General features: G+C 70.0%; 18 protein-coding genes and 2 pseudogenes. 11 read left to right on the plus strand and 9 right to left on the minus strand.

Going from position 1 to position 16289, the window contains the following annotated elements; translation table 11 throughout:
* From CCN39_RS30450 to CCN39_RS30465, 4 genes and pseudogenes are all read left to right on the plus strand, one after another.
* Window positions 1–246, plus strand: a pseudogene (locus CCN39_RS30450) (alcohol dehydrogenase); the annotation flags it as partial.
* On the plus strand, window positions 233–1573 hold the full coding sequence (locus CCN39_RS30455; RefSeq protein ID WP_086847784.1) for an ABC transporter substrate-binding protein: 1341 nt from the start codon (window positions 233–235) through the stop codon (window positions 1571–1573). The pseudogene CCN39_RS30450 and the gene CCN39_RS30455, both read left to right, overlap by 14 nt.
* Window positions 1573–2505, plus strand: a complete 933-nt coding sequence (locus CCN39_RS30460; RefSeq protein WP_086847787.1) for a carbohydrate ABC transporter permease — start codon at window positions 1573–1575, stop codon at window positions 2503–2505. The genes CCN39_RS30455 and CCN39_RS30460 overlap by 1 nt, the downstream gene beginning before the upstream one ends.
* Window positions 2502–3335: a carbohydrate ABC transporter permease gene (locus CCN39_RS30465; RefSeq protein ID WP_086847789.1), complete on the plus strand. Its 834-nt coding sequence runs from the start codon at window positions 2502–2504 to the stop codon at window positions 3333–3335. The genes CCN39_RS30460 and CCN39_RS30465 overlap by 4 nt, the downstream gene beginning before the upstream one ends.
* Window positions 3336–3380: 45 nt before the next feature.
* On the opposite strand, the gene CCN39_RS30470 is transcribed toward CCN39_RS30465, so the two are convergent.
* From CCN39_RS30470 to CCN39_RS30480, 3 genes are read right to left on the minus strand one after another with little or no spacing between them, the layout of a single operon-like run.
* On the minus strand, window positions 3381–3575 hold the full coding sequence (locus CCN39_RS30470; protein WP_086847791.1) for a ferredoxin: 195 nt from the start codon (window positions 3573–3575) through the stop codon (window positions 3381–3383).
* A gap of 36 nt (window positions 3576–3611) precedes the next feature.
* Window positions 3612–4802: a cytochrome P450 gene (locus CCN39_RS30475; protein ID WP_086847793.1), complete on the minus strand. Its 1191-nt coding sequence runs from the start codon at window positions 4800–4802 to the stop codon at window positions 3612–3614.
* Between the two features lie 10 nt (window positions 4803–4812).
* The gene (locus tag CCN39_RS30480; RefSeq protein ID WP_086847795.1) at window positions 4813–6033 is read right to left on the minus strand and encodes a cytochrome P450; all 1221 of its coding nucleotides are present in this window, start codon (window positions 6031–6033) and stop codon (window positions 4813–4815) included.
* A 179-nt stretch (window positions 6034–6212) separates the two neighbouring features.
* Here CCN39_RS30480 and CCN39_RS30485 point away from each other — a divergent pair, with 179 nt between their 5' ends.
* Both CCN39_RS30485 and CCN39_RS30490 read left to right on the plus strand, forming a co-directional pair.
* Entirely contained in the window at window positions 6213–6851 is a 639-nt protein-coding gene (locus CCN39_RS30485; protein WP_086847797.1) for a TetR/AcrR family transcriptional regulator, read from the plus strand.
* Between the two features lie 64 nt (window positions 6852–6915).
* Window positions 6916–7791, plus strand: a complete 876-nt coding sequence (locus tag CCN39_RS30490; RefSeq protein ID WP_086847799.1) for a GH12 family glycosyl hydrolase domain-containing protein — start codon at window positions 6916–6918, stop codon at window positions 7789–7791.
* On the opposite strand, the gene CCN39_RS30495 is transcribed toward CCN39_RS30490, so the two are convergent.
* The 6 genes from CCN39_RS30495 to CCN39_RS30520 all read right to left on the minus strand — a co-directional run bounded on the left by CCN39_RS30495 (window position 7788) and on the right by CCN39_RS30520 (window position 12830).
* The gene (locus tag CCN39_RS30495) at window positions 7788–8360 is read right to left on the minus strand and encodes a hypothetical protein (protein WP_086847801.1); all 573 of its coding nucleotides are present in this window, start codon (window positions 8358–8360) and stop codon (window positions 7788–7790) included. The two genes, CCN39_RS30490 and CCN39_RS30495, sit on opposite strands and share 4 nt — an antisense overlap.
* 286 nt (window positions 8361–8646) lie before the next feature.
* Complete coding sequence (locus CCN39_RS30500) at window positions 8647–9513, minus strand: aldehyde dehydrogenase family protein (protein WP_086847803.1); 867 nt, start codon at window positions 9511–9513, stop codon at window positions 8647–8649.
* On the minus strand, window positions 9506–10939 hold the full coding sequence (locus CCN39_RS30505; RefSeq protein WP_086847804.1) for an aldehyde dehydrogenase family protein: 1434 nt from the start codon (window positions 10937–10939) through the stop codon (window positions 9506–9508). Before CCN39_RS30505 ends, CCN39_RS30500 begins: the two co-directional genes overlap by 8 nt.
* On the minus strand, window positions 10939–11913 hold the full coding sequence (gene deoC / locus CCN39_RS30510; RefSeq protein WP_086847806.1) for a deoxyribose-phosphate aldolase: 975 nt from the start codon (window positions 11911–11913) through the stop codon (window positions 10939–10941). Before deoC ends, CCN39_RS30505 begins: the two co-directional genes overlap by 1 nt.
* Before the next feature lie 82 nt (window positions 11914–11995).
* Window positions 11996–12190, minus strand: a complete 195-nt coding sequence (locus tag CCN39_RS30515; RefSeq protein ID WP_086847808.1) for a hypothetical protein — start codon at window positions 12188–12190, stop codon at window positions 11996–11998.
* A gap of 28 nt (window positions 12191–12218) precedes the next feature.
* A complete protein-coding gene (locus CCN39_RS30520) occupies window positions 12219–12830 on the minus strand; it encodes a DUF1707 SHOCT-like domain-containing protein (protein ID WP_208630452.1) in 612 nt (203 codons plus the stop codon).
* A gap of 85 nt (window positions 12831–12915) precedes the next feature.
* Here CCN39_RS30520 and CCN39_RS30525 point away from each other — a divergent pair, with 85 nt between their 5' ends.
* The 5 genes and pseudogenes from CCN39_RS30525 to CCN39_RS30545 form a co-directional block, all read left to right on the plus strand.
* A complete protein-coding gene (locus CCN39_RS30525; protein ID WP_086847809.1) occupies window positions 12916–13350 on the plus strand; it encodes a protein-tyrosine phosphatase family protein in 435 nt (144 codons plus the stop codon).
* Between the two features lie 5 nt (window positions 13351–13355).
* Window positions 13356–13979 (plus strand): uracil phosphoribosyltransferase, encoded by a 624-nt coding sequence (upp, locus tag CCN39_RS30530; protein ID WP_086847811.1) that lies wholly within the window; start codon window positions 13356–13358, stop codon window positions 13977–13979.
* 4 nt (window positions 13980–13983) lie between these two features.
* Complete coding sequence (locus CCN39_RS30535) at window positions 13984–14994, plus strand: pentapeptide repeat-containing protein (protein WP_208630451.1); 1011 nt, start codon at window positions 13984–13986, stop codon at window positions 14992–14994.
* Between the two features lie 86 nt (window positions 14995–15080).
* Window positions 15081–15638 (plus strand): RNA polymerase sigma factor, encoded by a 558-nt coding sequence (locus CCN39_RS30540; protein WP_086847812.1) that lies wholly within the window; start codon window positions 15081–15083, stop codon window positions 15636–15638.
* Window positions 15635–16289, plus strand: a pseudogene (locus tag CCN39_RS30545) (hypothetical protein); the annotation flags it as partial. The gene CCN39_RS30540 and the pseudogene CCN39_RS30545, both read left to right, overlap by 4 nt.

The following is a 16289-nucleotide window of genomic DNA, read 5'->3' on the forward strand; positions in this document are numbered from 1 at the left end:
CCGGCCGAAGCCCGCGTCGCGCTTTCGCCGTTCCGCATCTACAACGACGAAATCACCGTCGTCGGCTCGATGGCCGTGCTGCACAGCTTCGGCGCCGCCCTCGACCTGGTGGCGAGCGGCGCGATCGACACGGACGCGCTGCTCACCGACACCCTGCCGCTGGAGCAGTACCCCGAGGCGCTGGCCAAGATGCGCAGCGGCGCGGGCCTCAAGGTGCAAGTCCTCCCCGGAGGTGGCCGTGCGTAAGCTCCTCACCCTCTTCGCGGCGACGTCGCTGCTGGCCACCGGCTGCGCGGGCGCCGGCTCGCTCGGCACCGGCAGCAGCACGCTCGTCATCGCCATCGTGTCCAACCCGCAGATGAAGGACGCCATCGCGCTCGCGCCGGAGTTCGAGAAGGCCACCGGCATCGGGCTGAAGTTCGTGTCCCTGCCGGAAAACCAGGCCCGCGCGAAGATCACCGCGTCGACCGCCACCGAGGGCGGCGAGTTCGACGTCGTCATGATCAGCAACTACGAAGCCCCGCAGTGGGCGGCCAACGGCTGGCTCGAGAACCTCGAACCGCACATGGCGGCCACGCCGGGCTACGACGAAGGCGACTTCATCCCCAGCATCAAGCAGTCGCTGTCCTACCAGAACCAGATGTACGCGGTGCCGTTCTACGGCGAGTCGTCCTTCCTGGCCTACCGCAAGGACCTGTTCGACAAGGCCGGGCTCACCATGCCGGCCAAGCCGACCTGGCCGCAGATCGCGGACTTCGCCGCGAAGCTCGACGACAAGGCGGCGGGCGTCGCGGGCATCTGCCTGCGCGGCAAGCCCGGCTGGGGCGAAAGCCTCGCGCCCTTCACGACCGTGGCCAACACCTTCGGTGCCCAGTGGTTCGACAAGGACTGGAACGCCAAGCTGACGTCACCGGAGTTCACGCAAGCCGCGAACTTCTACGTCAACCTCATCCGCGAGCACGGCGAAGTCGGCGCCTCCAGCGCCGGGTTCTCCGAATGCGGCACGCGCTACACGCAGGGCAACGCGGCGATGTGGTACGACGCGACGGTCATGGCGGGCACCAACGAGGACCCGGCCAGCAGCAAGATCGTCGGCAAGTCCGGCTACGCGCCCGCGCCGGTCGTCAAGACGCAGGCGAGTGGCTGGCTCTACACCTGGGCGCTCGGCATCCCGAAGGTCGCCAAGGACAAGGACGCGGCCTGGAAGTTCATGGCCTGGATGACCGACAAGGCGTACGTGCAGAAGGTCGGGCAGACCTACGGCTGGAACCGCGTCCCGCCGGGCGTCCGCCAGTCGACCTACGCGATCCCCGAGTACGCCGACGCGGCGAAGGCCTACGCGAAGCCCACTTTGGACGGCATCGCGGACGCGAACCAGCAGAAAGTCATGGCGAGCCCGGTGCCCTACCCCGGCATCCAGTTCGTCGGCATCCCCGAGTTCCAGGACCTGGGCACCCGGGTGAGCCAGCAGCTGTCGGCCGCGATCGCCGGCCGTCAATCCGTCGAAGACGCGCTGAAGCAGTCCCAGGACTACGCGCAAACCGTGGGCGACTCGTACAAGGCGGTGCAGTGATGTCCACGCTCTCCGTTTCCACCCCCACTTCCCAGGCGAAGGCGAAGGTCGAAGAGAAACGCGGCCTGAGCACGGCGGCCAAGCGGCGGCTGCCGCTGCTGCCCGCGCTGGTCTTCGTCATCGCGGTGACGCAGCTGCCCTTCCTGCTCACCGTGTTCTACTCGTTCCAGTCGTGGAACCTGGTCCGGCCCGGCTCCCGGCACTTCGTCGGCCTCCAGAACTACGTCGACGTCTTCAGCGACACGACGTTCCTGGTCGCGCTGCTCAACACGGTCGTGCTGACCGTGGTGTGCGTGTTCGTCGCGCTGCTGCTCGGCCTCGGCCTGGCCATCCTGCTCGACCGCAAGTTCCTCGGCCGCGGCGTGGTCCGGACGCTGCTGATCACGCCGTTCCTCATCCTGCCGGCGGCCGGCGCGCTGCTGTGGAAGACGACGGTGTTCGACCCGACCTACGGGCTGCTGCACTTCGTCTTCGGCACCGACGTCGACTGGCTTTCGGAGTTCCCGCTGGCCGCGGTGATGGCCCAGATCGTGTGGCAGTGGACGCCGTTCATGATGCTGCTGATCCTGGCCGGCCTGCAGAGCCAGGCCAAGGACGTCCTCGAAGCGGCCAATGTGGACGGTGCGGGCCGGTGGCGGACGTTCGTCTCCATCACGCTGCCGCACCTGTCCCGGTTCCTGCAGCTGGCCACCCTGCTGGGCGCGATCTACATCGTGAACAGCTTCGACGCGATCTTCCTGATGACCCAGGGCGGGCCGGGCACGGCGAGCACCAACCTGCCGTACTACATCTACCAGCGCGCGTTCGAGGGCTTCGACGTCGGCCAGTCCTCGGCGATGGGCGTGATCGTGGTGCTCCTGACGATGATCGTGGCGACCTTCGCGCTGCGCCTGATGTTCCGCACGTTCTCGGTGAGCGGAGGGATCAAATGACGACCGTGGCTCCCCGCAAGAGGCAGTACGGCAAGGGGTCGCTGACCGTCGCGACCTGGATCATCGCGATCCTGTTCGTCTTCCCGCTGCTGTGGATGATCCTCACCGCGTTCAAGCAGGAGGCGGACGCCTACACGGACCCGCCCAAGCTGTTCTTCACCCCGACGTTCGAGCAGCTCGGCAACGTCCTGGGCGGCGGGTTCCTGCCGTACCTGTCGAACTCGGCGTTCGTCACGATCCTGTCCACGGCCCTGGTGCTGCTCTTCGGCGTCCCGGCGGCGTACGCGCTGTCGCTGGCGCCGGTCAAGGGCACGTCGAACGCGCTCGGCTTCTTCCTCTCGACGAAGATGCTGCCGATCGTGGCGGCGATCATCCCGCTGTACGTGATCTCGCAGAACACCGAGCCGCTCGACACGGTGTGGGCGCTGGTCATCCTGTACACGTCGATGAACCTGCCGCTGGCCATCTGGATGATGCGGTCGTTCTTCCTCGAGGTGCCGCACGAGATGATCGAGGCGGGCCGGATCGACGGCGCCAACCTGCCGACGCTGCTGCGCAAGATCATCATGCCGGTGGTCGCGCCCGGGATCGCGGCGACCGCGCTGATCTGCGTGATCTTCTCCTGGACGGAGTTCTTCTACGCGGTCAACCTGACCGCGGCCCGCGCCGGCACGGTCCCGGTGTTCCTGGTCGGCTTCATCACCAGTGAGGGCCTCTACTGGGCACAGCTGTCGGCCGCCGCGCTGCTGGCGTCGCTGCCGGTGATGATCGTCGGCTGGATCGCGCAGAACCACCTGGTCCGCGGCCTGTCGATGGGCGCGGTCAAATAACGCCGAAGGCCACCTCGAGGACGCTCGAGGTGGCCTTCACGCGGGTCACTCCTGCAGGGAGAGGGCCTGGCTCGGGCAGACGTGCACCGCTTCGCGGGCCTTGTCGACCAGCTCCCCTTGCGGCTGGTCGTCGAGCACGATGACCGTGCCGTCTTCCTCGCTCTGGTCGAACAGCGACGGCTCGGTGAGCACGCACTGACCGGCGCCGACGCACTTGCCGGTGTCCGCGATGATCTTCATGGTCCTCTTCTCCTGTGGTGGTTTGGCAGTTCGTCTCTACCAGGTCACCGGCAGCCGGTACAGGCCGTAGATGGCCGCGTCGTCCTTGAACGGCAGGTCGTCGACCGGCGCGGCCAGCTTCAGGCCGGGAATCCGGCGGAAGAGCGTGTCGAAGACAATCTGGAGTTCCATCCGGGCGAGGTTCTGGCCGAGGCACTGGTGCGGGCCGAAGCCGAAGGCGACGTGGTGGCGCGCGCCGCGCTCGATGTCCAGTTCGTCGGGGTTTTCGAACGCGGTGTCGTCGCGGTTGGCCGCGTAGCCCAGCGCCAGCACGCCTTCGCCGGCCCGGATCAGCTGCCCGCCGACCTCGGCGTCCTCGACGCACAGCCGCGCCGTGGCGGCGTCGACGATGGTGAAGTACCGCAGCAGCTCCTCGACGGCGTCGAGCGTCTTGCCCGGGTCGTCCTTGACGATCGCGAGCTGGCCGGGGTTCTCCAGCAGCGCGACGGTGCCGAGCGAGATCATGTTCGCCGTCGTCTCGTGCCCGGCCACCAGCAGCAGGAACCCGGTGGCGGCCAGCGAGGCCCGCCGGTAGGTGCCCTCTTCGCGCAGCTTGACGATCTGCCGCCCGAGCAGGTCGTCCGGCGGGTTGTCCTCCTTGCCGGCGATGAGGTCGCTCATGTACTCGCGCACGGCCTCGACCGCGGCCCGCCGCTCCTGCGGGGGCGTGCCGCGCTTGATCAGCTTCGCCGTGTGGGTCTGGAAGAAGTCGTGGTCGGCGTACGGCACGCCGAGCATCTCGCAGATGACCAGCGACGGCACCGGCAGCGACAGCGTCTCGACCAGGTCGCCCGGCTTCGGGCCGGCCAGCAGCGCGTCGATCCGCTCGTCGACGATCTCCTGGATCCGCGGCCGCAGCGCCTCCATCCGGCGCACGGTGAACTCGCCGAGCACGGCCTTGCGGGCCGGCCCGTGCTCGGGCGCGTCCATGGTGATCATGGTGCGCTCGTCGTCCGGCCGCCGGAATCCCGGCACCAGCTGCGGGAAGTCCGGGTGCTGCCGGTCGGCGCTGAACCGCCGGTCGTTCAGCACGGCCCGGACGTCCTCGTGCCTGCTGACCACCCAGGCCTGCTTGCCGCCGGGCAGCCCCACCCGCGTGACCGGATCCTCCTCGCGGATCTCGGCGTACGCGGGCGGCGGCGCGAACGGGCAGGTCCGGGTCATCGGGAATTCGTGAACGGCGGTCATGGCGTCCCCCTCACCAGGTCACAGGCAGGCAGTAGAGGCCGAAGATCGACGAGTCGTGCTTGAACGGCAGCTGGTCCACCGGCGCGGCCAGCTTGAGGTCCGGGATGCGGCGGAACAGCGTGTCGAAGACGATCTGGAGTTCCATCCGGGCCAGGTTCTGGCCGAGGCACTGGTGCGGGCCGAAGCCGAAGGCGACGTGGTGGCGCGCGCCGCGCTCGATGTCCAGCTCGTCGGGGTTCTCGAACGCGGCTTCGTCGCGGTTGCCGGAGTAGCTCAGGCCGAGCACACCCTCGCCCTCGCGGATGACCTGCCCGCCGATCTCGACGTCCTCGGTCGCCACGCGCGAGGTCGCGAACTCGGCGATGGTGAAGTACCGCAGCAGCTCCTCGACGGCGTCGAGGGTCTTGCCGGGGTCCTGCTTGATGATCGCCAGCTGGTCCGGGTTCTCCAGGAGCGCGACGGTGCCGAGCGAGATCATGTTCGCCGTCGTCTCGTGCCCGGCGAGGAGCAGCAGGAAGGCGAGCGAGACCAGGGAGTCGTGGTCGGCGTCGCCGTGCTCTTCGCGCTGCTTGAGGACCTGGCGGCCGAGCAGGTCGTCGGTCGGGTTCGCCTCCTTCGCGGCGACCAGCTCGTCGAGGTAGTTCTGCAGCTCTTCGACGGCCTGCATCCGCGCTTCCTGCGTCACTTCCCGGTTCAGCAGGGTGGAGCTGCGCGACTGGAAGAACTCGTGCTCGGCGTACGGGACGCCGAGCTGCTCGCAGATGACCAGCGACGGCACCGGCAGGGACAGCGCCGAGACCAGGTCCGCGGGCTTGGAGCCGGCCAGCATCGCGTCGATGTGCTCGTCGACGATCTGCTGGATCCGCGGCTGCAGCGCCTTCATGCGCTTGACGGTGAACTCGCCGACGACCTCGCGGCGGGCGGCGCCGTGCTCCGGGGGGTCCATGTTGATCAGCGACGCGGTGAAGCGGCGGCGCTGCGGACGTCCCTCCCGGGTCAGGATCGGGAAGCCGGGGTTGAACCGGTCGGAGCTGAACCGCGGGTCGTTCAGCACGGTCCGGACGTCCTCGAGGCGCGTGACGGCCCAGGCCTCCTGGCCGGACTGCAGCGTGACGCGGTGGACCGGCCCCGCCTCGCGCAGCTTCTCGTACGCCGGCGGCGGCGCGAAGGGGCAGGTGCGGGCCAGCGGGAAGGTCTCGTCCCGGGTTGCGGGCTCGGCCAAATCAGTCATTTCGGACCCCCTAAATCGGACGGAAAGTATGCGGAGGATTACATTCCGGTTCTCTGTCCAAGGTACCGAAGCGGAAGGAAGTCGTCCACTAGGTGCCGGCTACCCGATCGAGGAGGGAGTGGGTGGCCCGTTGGCCGTGCGAGAATCAGCCCGCGCGATTCAGCGGAAGGCGAAACGGCATGACGGCAGACCCCGAGACCACCCTGCGGGCCGACGCGCGGCGCAACCGCGACCAGATCCTGGCCGCCGCGAAGAGCATCTTCGCCGTTTCCGGTCCCGAGGTGCCGATGGAGGAGATCGCCCGTGCGGCCGGCGTCGGCGTCGGCACGCTCTACCGCCGCTTCCCGGACCGCGACGCGCTGGTCCGCGCGGTCGCGATGGACAACTTCGAGCGGGTGCTGATCGACGCCCGCGCGATCGCCGCCGAGGAGAGGTCGTCGTGGCGGGCGCTGGAGCGGCTGCTGCGGCAGTCGGTGGCGCTGCAGCTGAGCGTGCAGCTCGCCATGGTGTCGCACCGGGCGCTGGTGATCATGAAGAACGACCCGGAGGTCCGCCGGCTGCGCGACGAGATCCTGGTGGTCCTCGACGGCTTGGTCGACGGGGCGAAGGCCGAGGGCAAGCTCCGTGAGGACGTCGGGTCCGGCGACATCGCGATCCTGCTGGCGACGCTGCTGCGGCAGATGCGCGCGAAGTCGCCGGACGTCGCGGAGATGGCGGCGCGCCGCTGTGTCGGCATCATGATCGACGGCCTCAGCGCGCGGCCGGGTTCCCCGCTGCCGGGCCGGCCGATCACGTCCGGGGACCTCGACCCCGACTGATTTCCCGGGTTTCCGTGTTAGGGTTCCGCCTCGTTCTGCCGGAATTGCAGCTGCGGGCGGGAAAATGCGACGAAGAACGCTGGCCGTGTGGTTGGCGATTTCCTTTCCGGTGATCGCCGGGTGCGGCGGCACGCCCGTCGACGGCGTGGCGGCCGCGCCGGCCTCGCTACCCGCTCCGGTGCCTGCGTCCTCCTCGGCGGCGGCCGCGACCTCGTCTTCATCGCCGGCGCCTTCGACGTCCCGACCTGCGCCTCCGCCGACTCCGACACCGCCGTCGACCACGCCGGTCCGCAACTGCCGCACCCCCGAGTTCACGACCAGCGACCCCGACGGCGGCTGGACGGACGGCGGCTACTACGTCCACAACAACATGTGGAACGCCGGGGAAGCGGGCCCGGAAACGCTGCGGGCGTGCGCGTACGACAACTGGTACGTCGATTCCACCCAACCCGATTCGACGTCGGTGAAAACCTATCCGAACGTGCACAAGGACATCAACAATCAGGACGGGAAACCGTTCAACGACTATTCGGTGATCAGATCGACGTTCGCCGGCCGCGGCCCGGGCACGGGCATCTACGACGTGGCGTACGACCTGTGGCTGAACGGCGTGGGCAACGGCGCCGGCGTCAGCGAGCTGATGGTCTGGACGGAGAACCACAAGCAGGTCCCGGCGGGCGAAAAGCTGACGACGTACACGGCGGGCGGCTTCACGTACGACGTCTGGGCGGAAGACGAGGGGTACGTGGCGTTCGTGTCCCGGTCGACGCAGTATTCGGGCAGTGTGGACCTGAAGGCGATGATCGCCTGGGCGATCGGCAAGGGCCTGATCCCGCCCAACCCGACGGTGAACCAGATCGGCTACGGCATCGAGTTCTGCTCGACCGGCGGCGGCAAGGCGCGGTTCACGCTGTCGGACTTCTCGGTGACGATGAGCTAGCGGGCGTACCGCTGGAGGGTCCGCGGCGAGGGCCGCAGCGCAGGCAGCCCGACGACGACGTCGACGACCCCGAGCGCGAAGGCGATCACCGGCATGACCATGAAGACGAAGATGCCGAAGGTGATCTGGACGAACCCGTGCGGATTGTCCGGGCCGGGGTCGGACCAGGTCAGCGGCGCCGCGTAGAAGAGGTAGAACAGGGGCCACCCGACGATCGACACGGCTCCGCCGCAGAGCGGGCCGATGGACACGGACGCGGGCCGGAGCCGCAGGATGTGGCCGGTCCCGCCCGGGTGGTGCCCGACCTCGACCCAGGCCGGGGCGAACAGCAGCGCGATGCCGGACATGAGCAGCATGACGGCGCTGAACACGCCGAAGATGACGGGAATGCCGTTGGCGGCATTGTGGCTGGTCGGCAGGGTGTACCCCAGCACCGGCACGGCAACGCACATGGCCAGCGCGACGACGGTGGTGACGCCGCCGAGGAGCGGCAGGGTGCCTTTCAGCTTGGCGGCGAGGCGGGGCGGGAGCCAGACGTAGGCCCGCGGGTCGATGAGGTAGTCGTCCACGGCTAGTTGACCCGCCAGCCGCCGGAGTGCGACATGGTCGTGGTGTTCGTCCGTTCCCACTGGTCGCGGGCGCGCCGTGCCGGCGCTTCGTCGGGCGAGACGGTCACCGTCACGACCGCGTCTCCTCCGCCTCGAACGCCCACTCTTCGTCGTCCGGCACCTGCACCCTCCCCGATGCGTCACGCTCCGTACCCGGGAGGGACTGTACCGGTGATGGAAGTCGACGTCAGCCGAACGGCGGGGAAGGCGGCGGAGACCACCGGTCAGTGGCCTCCGCCGTCGGCACTCAGACGCCCAGCGGGTGCCAGACCGTCTTCGCCTCCAAGTACCGCCGCAGGCGGGTGATGTCCGGTGCTGCCGTCCAGTCCGGTTCCGCGTCCGGGACCGTCAGCACCCGCTTCACCGTGTTCGCCGCTTCGCGTGCCAGGCCCGGACGGTCCGCCGGGGCCGCTCCCGTCGGGTCCAGCGCGTTGACGTCGCCGTGCGAAGCCAGCCACGGGCCCAGTTCCGCCGCCCGCCCGGTGAGGATGTTCGCCACTCCGCCGGGGACGTCCGAGGTCGCCAGGACCTCCGACAGCGTGATCGCCGGCAGCGGCCGCTCCGCGCTGGAGACCACCACCGCTGTCGAGCCGGTGGCCAGGACCGGGGCCAGGACCTCGACCAGGCCCAGCAGCGACGACTGCTGCGGCGCCAGGACGCCCACCACGCCCGTCGGCTCCGGGACCGTGAACGAGAAGTACGGGCCCGCCACCGGGTTCGCCGCGCCGAGGACCGTGGCGATCTTGTCCGTCCAGCCCGCGTACCAGACCCAGCGGTCGATCGCCGCGTCCACAATGGACTCGGCCTTCTTCCCGCCGACGCCTTCCGACGCCGAGACCTCGGCGGCGAACTGGTCCCGGCGGCCCTCCAGGACCTCGGCCACGCGGTAGAGCACCTGGCCGCGGTTGTAGGCCGTGGCGGCGGCCCAGCCCGGGAACGCCTTGCGGGCCGCCACCACCGCGTCGCGGACGTCCTTGCGGGACGCGTGGGCCGCGTTCGCCAGGAACTTGCCCTTCGCGTCCGTCACCGGGTACACCCGGCCGGACTCCGAACGCGGGAACTTGCCGCCGATGTACAGCTTGTACGTCTTGGCGACGGAGATTCGGTCAGACATTCAGGTACGCCTCCAGCCCGGTGCGGCCGCCTTCGCGCCCGAAGCCGGATTCCTGGTAGCCGCCGAACGGGGCGGCGGGGTCGAAGCGGTTGAAGGTGTTGGCCCAGACCACGCCGGCGCGCAGCTGGTTCGCCATCCACAGGATCCGGGAGCCCTTTTCGGTCCAGATGCCCGCCGAAAGCCCGTACGGCGTGTTGTTCGCCTTCGCGACGGCCTCGTCCGGCGTGCGGAACGTCAGCACCGACAGAACCGGGCCGAAGATCTCCTCACGCGCGATCCGCATCGACTGGTGGACGTTCGCGAACACCGTCGGGGCGAAGAAGAACCCGCGGTCCGGGACCGGGCAGGGGCTGGTCCAGCGCTGCGCGCCCTCGGCGTCACCGGACTCGACGAGCCCGCGAATCTTGGCGAGCTGCTCGGCCGAGTTGATCGCGCCGATGTCGGTGTTCTTGTCCAGGGGGTCGCCGATGCGCAGCGTCGAGACGCGGTAGCGCAGCTTCTCCAGCACCTCTTCGGCGATGGATTCCTGCACCAGCAGCCGCGAGCCGGCGCAGCAGACGTGGCCCTGGTTGAAGAAGATGCCGTTGACGATGCCTTCGACGGCCTGGTCGAGCGGCGCGTCTTCGAAGACGATGTTCGCCGCCTTGCCGCCCAGTTCGAGGGTCAGCTTCTTCGCGGTGCCCGCGACCTGGCGCTGGATCGCCTTGCCGACCTCGGTCGAGCCGGTGAAGGCGATCTTGTCGACGTCGCCGTGCTCCACGATGGACGCACCGATGTCGCCCGCGCCCGGCAGGATGTTCACCACGCCCGGCGGCAGCTCCGCCTGCTGGCAGATCTCCGCGAACACGAGCGCGGTCAGCGGCGTCGTCTCGGCCGGCTTGAGCACCACGGTGTTGCCGGTGGCCAGCGCCGGGGCGATCTTCCAGGCCAGCATCAGCAGCGGGAAGTTCCACGGGATGATCTGGCCCGCGACGCCCAGCGGACGCGGCGAAGGTCCGTAGCCCGCGTACTCCAGCTTGTCCGCCCAGCCCGCGTGGTAGAAGAAGTGCGCCGCCGCCGTCGGGACGTCGGAGTCGCGCGACTCCTTGATCGGCTTGCCGTTGTCCAGGCTCTCCAGCACGGCGAGCTCGCGCGAACGCTCCTGGATCAGCCGCGCGATGCGGAAGAGGTACTTCGCGCGCTCGGTGCCCGGCATCTTCGACCAGACACTCGTGTACGCCTTGCGCGCGGCCTTGACGGCGATGTCCACATCGGACTTCGACGCCGTGCCGACCTCGGCCAGGACCTCTTCGGTGGCCGGGTTGATCGTCTTGAGCGGCTCACCCGAGCCGTCGACGAACTCGCCGTTGACGAACGGCTTGTAGGAGTCCTTCAGGTTCGCGATGGCGCGGGTTTCCGGCGCCGGTGCGTACTCGAAAACAGGCATCAGTCCACCGTCACGTAGTCGGGGCCGCTGTAGTGGCCGTCCACCTGGGTGCGGCGCTGCAGCAGCAGGTCGTTGAGCAGGCTGGACGCGCCGAAGCGGAACAGGTCCGGGGTCAGCCACGGCTCGCCGGCGACCTCGTGCACGGCGACCAGGTACTTGATCGCGTCCTTCGTGGTCCGGATGCCGCCCGCGGGCTTGACGCCGCGCAGCTCGCCGGTCTGCACGTGCCAGTCGTGGACCGCCTGCAGCATGATGTGCGTGACCGGCAGCGTCGCGGCGGGGGAGACCTTGCCGGTGGAGGTCTTGATGAAGTCGCCGCCGGCCAGCAGCGCCAGCCACGACGCGCGCCGCACGTTGTCGTAGGTCGCCAGCTCGCCGGTCTCGAGGATGACCTTCAGGTGCGCGTCACCGCAGGCCTGCTTGACGGCCTGGATCTCTTCGAAGACGGCCATGTAGCGGCCCTCGAGGAAGGCGCCGCGGTCGATCACCATGTCGACTTCGTGCGCGCCCGCGTCGACGGCGATCTTGGTGTCGGCCAGCTTGATCTCCCGCGAAGTGCGCCCGGCGGGGAAGCCGGTGGCGACGCTCGCGACGTGCACGCCGCTGCCCTGGAGCGCTTCGACGGCGGTGGCGACCATGTCCGGGTACACGCAGACGGCGGCGACGCGCGGGGTGTCCTGGCGTTCCGGGTCGGGGCGCACGGCCTTCGCGGCCAGCGCCCGGACCTTGCCCTGGGTGTCGGCGCCTTCCAGGGTGGTCAGGTCGACCATGGAGATGGCGGTGTCGATGGCCCACCGCTTGGCGTCCTTCTTGATGCTGCGCGTGCCGAGGCCCGCCGCGCGCTGCTCGACGCCGACCTGGTCGACACCGGGCAGCCCGAGCAGGAAGCGGCGCAGGCTCGCGTCGTCGCGAGTCGCGTCCACCAGCGGTGCCGGGGTGGCCGGCGCCGCTGACGTGCTGGTCGTGGCTGTCATGCGCCTGAGTCTAGGCGGCGGGTCCGACAGGGCGCGGGGTCCGGAGGTGGGTCACCCGGTGTGACGCTTCAGGCGGTGAGTGTCAATAGCGACGGCAGATGTCCGAGCCGGGCAGCAGGCACCAGCCGTCGGGCGTGGCGGCCACCGGGGCCGGCGCGGTGCAGGGCCCCGCGCCCTTGCACCAGCCGGGCGGGGTCGACGCGGAGGCGGGGACGGCGGTCAGGACGGCGGCCGAGGCGATCAGGCCCGCCGTGACGATCCGGGTGAAAGCGCGCATGACGCCACGCTAGCGCCCCGGCGGCCCGTCAGGACTCGATTTGCGGCGGCTCGGCCCGCTTCGCCGGCTTCCGGTACACGACCACCCCGCCCCAGAACGCCAGCCCGTTGATCTTCACCGTCGGTGCCGTCGGCGGCGCGGGCGGCGCGCCCGACTTGTCCTCCAGCACGAACCCGCCCATCAACCCCAGGCCCGTGACGTCCACGTTGATGTCGTCCGGGACCGTGATCTGGATGCCGCCCATGATCGCCACCGCGGTGATCGTGCAGTGCCGGTCCGCGAAGCGCGCCTGCCGGAGGTCGATCTCCGCGCCGCCCCAGAACGCGAAGCTGTTGTGCTGCGGGGGCAGGACCCAGCTGCCCTTGCGGACCGCGCCCGACAGGACGCCGATCGACACCGGGGAGCCCGGGTGGCCGCCGATGCGCTGGTCCGGGTGGCCGAGCGCCCGCGTCGCGGCCGGTTCGACGGCCGCCGACGCCACCGGCAGGTCCGCCGTCACCGGCTTCAGCTCGCCGAGCGTTTTCGCCGCGTAGACCGTCGTGAGCCGTTCTTCCAGCTCGTTCACCGTGATGCGCCCCTCCGCGAGGGCGTTGTGCAGCACCTGGGCGACACGTTCGCGGTCCGCGTCGGAAGCCCGCATCTGGTCGGGCGTCAGTTCGCTCACCCGGCGGAGCTTATCGGCGAAAACCACCCTGCGTGTCCATCTTCCGGAGGACACTGGGCGGATGGGATCCAAGACTGTCGAATTCCCGGACGGCGTCCAGGTCCGCGGTCGCGGCCTGGGGCGCCCGCGGCCCGCCGAACCCGCTCCGGATTTCGGGCTCTACCTGGGGACGAGCCGGCTGCGGCGCAAGCACGGCGGGGGTATCAGCTGGCCGCACGAATGGGTCACCTGGCCGGATTTCCTGCTGCCCACCGACCCCGCGGAAGCGCGCCGGAAGATCAAGGCCCTCCACGAACGGGCGAAGACCGAGACCGTCGAAGTCGCCTGTTACGGCGGCGCGGGGCGGACCGGCACGGTGCTGGCCTGCCTGGCGATCCTCTCCGGCGTCCGGGCCGACGAAGCCGTCGCCTGGGTACGGGCGAATTACCACGAGCGAGCCGTCGAAACGCCCTGGCAGCGCGGCTGGGTGAAGAGCTTCGCGAAACAGCTAGATTGACCCGCATGGATGTGCACGTCGTCGATCACCCCCTCGCGAAGGCCCGGCTCTCCACGATGCGCGACGCGCGCACCGACAGCGCCGCGTTCCGGGCCGCGCTGCACGAGCTGACCGTCATGCTGGTCTACGAAGCCACGCGCAGCGTGCCGGTGAAGATCGAGAAGATCCACACGCCGGTGGCCCGCACCGACGGCTACAAGCTGGCGAAGCCGCCGCTGCTGGTGCCGGTCCTGCGGGCCGGGCTGGGCATGGCCGACCAGGCGCACAAGCTGATCCCGGACGCGCAGATGGGCTTCGTCGGCCTGGCGCGCGACGAGGAGACGCTGAAGCCGACGCCGTACCTGGAGTCGCTGCCGGAATCGCTCGCCGACCGGCCGGTCATGGTGCTCGACCCGATGCTCGCCACCGGCGGTTCGATGGAGTACACGATCCGGCTGCTCACCGACCGCGGCGCCGACGACGTCACGGCGATCTGCGCGCTGGCGGCCCCGGAAGGCCTGGCGCACCTGGAGAAGACCGGCCTGCCGGTCCGGGTGGTCACGGCGAGCATCGACGAGCGCCTCAACGACTCGGGCTTCATCGTCCCGGGCCTCGGCGACGCGGGCGACCGCCAGTACGGCGCCGTCTGAGCCGGTGCCGGTCCTGAAGTGGCGGTGGATCGCCGTGATCGCCGTCGCGGTCGCGGCCGTCACCGGGGGGCTGCTGTGGCTGTTCCTGGCCTGGTCCGGGCGGCCGGAGGCACCGGCCCGGATCGACGCGGTCAAGACGGCGTTCGGCATCGGCGCGGGTGCGGGCGGCGTGTTCGCGCTGTGGCTCGCGACGCGCCGCCAGCGCACGCTCGAACTGCAGCTGGCCGAGACGACCCGCGTCGCGGCCGTGACCGAGCGGGACCTGGAGGAGCGGCGCGTCACCGAGCTGTACACGAAAGCCGTCGAGCAGCTCGGCAACGAAAAGGCCCCGGTGCGGCTCGGCGGGCTGTACGCGCTCGAGCGGCTCGGGCAGGACAACCCGAAGCAGCGCCAGACGATCGTCAACGTGCTGTGCGCCTACCTGCGGATGCCCTTCGACGGCCCGGAAGAGGGGCTGCGAGGCAGCTACCTGGCTGCGGCCGGTCGCAAGGAGCTCGCCGAAGGCCTCGCGGCCGGCCGCACCGAGCTCGGCGCACCTTCGTTCGATGCGGCGGAGCTGCAGGTCAGGCTGGCCGCTCAACAGATACTCGCGACGCATCTGCGCCGAGATGACGAACGCCTCTGGCCGGGCGTGTCCCTGGACCTCCGGCACGCGACGCTGGTCGACTTCATGCTCGAAAATGCTGAGATCGCTGCGGCAGATTTCAGCTACGCACGATTCCTCGGTGCAACTCACGTCACCGCGACGTTCGCGGCGACGAGCTGGTTCTTCGGGGCGGAGTTCTCGGCGCTCGCGAACTTCGACGGCTCTTCGTTCACCGGTGGTGCGGTGTTTTCGTGGGCGAGGTTCCGGTGGATCGCCCGGTTCGCGGACACCCGGTCGACCGGGCGGCTGAACTTCTTCCACGCGGTCTTCGATGACAAGGCGGTTTTCGAGGGCGGTGAGCACGAAGAGCTCCGCTTCGAAGGCACGCAGTTCGCGATCGAGCCCGAAGGCCGAGCCGGCACCGGATAAACCACCTACTGCGCGTCCGGTTCACGCAACGTCCGGGCCGGTGCCGGCCATTGAGAGGCGTGACCAGCCAAGCTACGGGGGCGCCGGTGGGTGACCGGGCAGAGGACGACCGAGCACTGTGGGACCGGGCGGCCGAAGGCGACGAAACGGCCTTCGGCGAGCTCTTCGAACGCCATGTGCAGGCCGTCTGGAACCACGCCTACCGGTTGACCGGCTCGTGGAGCGCCGCCGAAGACCTGACGTCGAACACCTTCCTCACCGCCTGGCGCCGCCGCGCCGACGTGAGGCTGGTGCGCGACAGCGCGCTGCCGTGGCTCTACACCGTCGCCGGCAACGCGGCCCGCGACGAGCACCGCGGCGCGCGAAGGCGGCTGCGGCTGCTGCGGAAGCTGCCGGACCCGCCGGTCGTGTCCGACCACGCCGACGCGGTGGCCGAGCGGCTCGACGGCGAGCGGCGGCTGCGCGTGATCGTCGACGCCGTCCGGACGCTGCCGAAGGCGCAGCGGGAGGTCGTCGAGCTGTGCCTACTCGGCGACCTGAACGCGGCCGACGCCGCGGCGCTGCTGGCCGTCGCCGAAGTCACCGTCCGCGCCCACCTGTCCCGGGCCCGCGCCCGGCTGCGCACGCTGCTGGAGGAGAAATGAGCGACGACCTCGATCTGCCGCCCAGGCGCGAGCTGCCCGACGACGTCCGGGCGCGGTTGCGGGCCGAGCTGCGCCAGGGCCTCGGAAAGCGCCGTCCGGCGCGGGTCTGGTACATCGCCGCCGCGGCGGCCGTCGTGGTGCTGGCCGCGGGCGCGGTCGTCGCGACGCAGGTGATCCGGCAGCAGCCCGTGGCCGGTCCCGCGCCGACACCGCCGCCGGGTCAGGATTTCCGCCATCCGCTGACCCTCGACGCGGAGGTGGCGACCTCGTCGCTGGACCGCTGCTGGGCCGCGGTGCAGGCGGCGGGAAAGAAGGACCGGGTGCCCCCGCGCCAGGACTGGGTCCCCCTGTTCACGGAGGTCTTCGATGCGGACTCGGTGGTCGCGGCGACCGCCGCCGGCAAGCCGATGTTCTGCGAGACCACCGAGACGACCGTGACGCTGTCGGACCCGGAAGCCACGCCCGCCTACGCCCCGGGCACGCGGACGGGGCTGCTGCTGCACAGCGCGACCGGGATGGTCGGCGGAATCCTCGCCCCCGACGGAGACGGGCTGTTCCTCGACTCGCGAACCGAGGACGGCGAGAACCAGTCGCAGGCCATCTACTTCTCCCCGGTCACCCCGATGAACTGCCGGGTGACCGGGGAGAAGT

This window comes from Amycolatopsis kentuckyensis, assembly GCF_002155975.1.
Classification (GTDB): Bacteria; Actinomycetota; Actinomycetes; order Mycobacteriales; family Pseudonocardiaceae; genus Amycolatopsis; species Amycolatopsis kentuckyensis.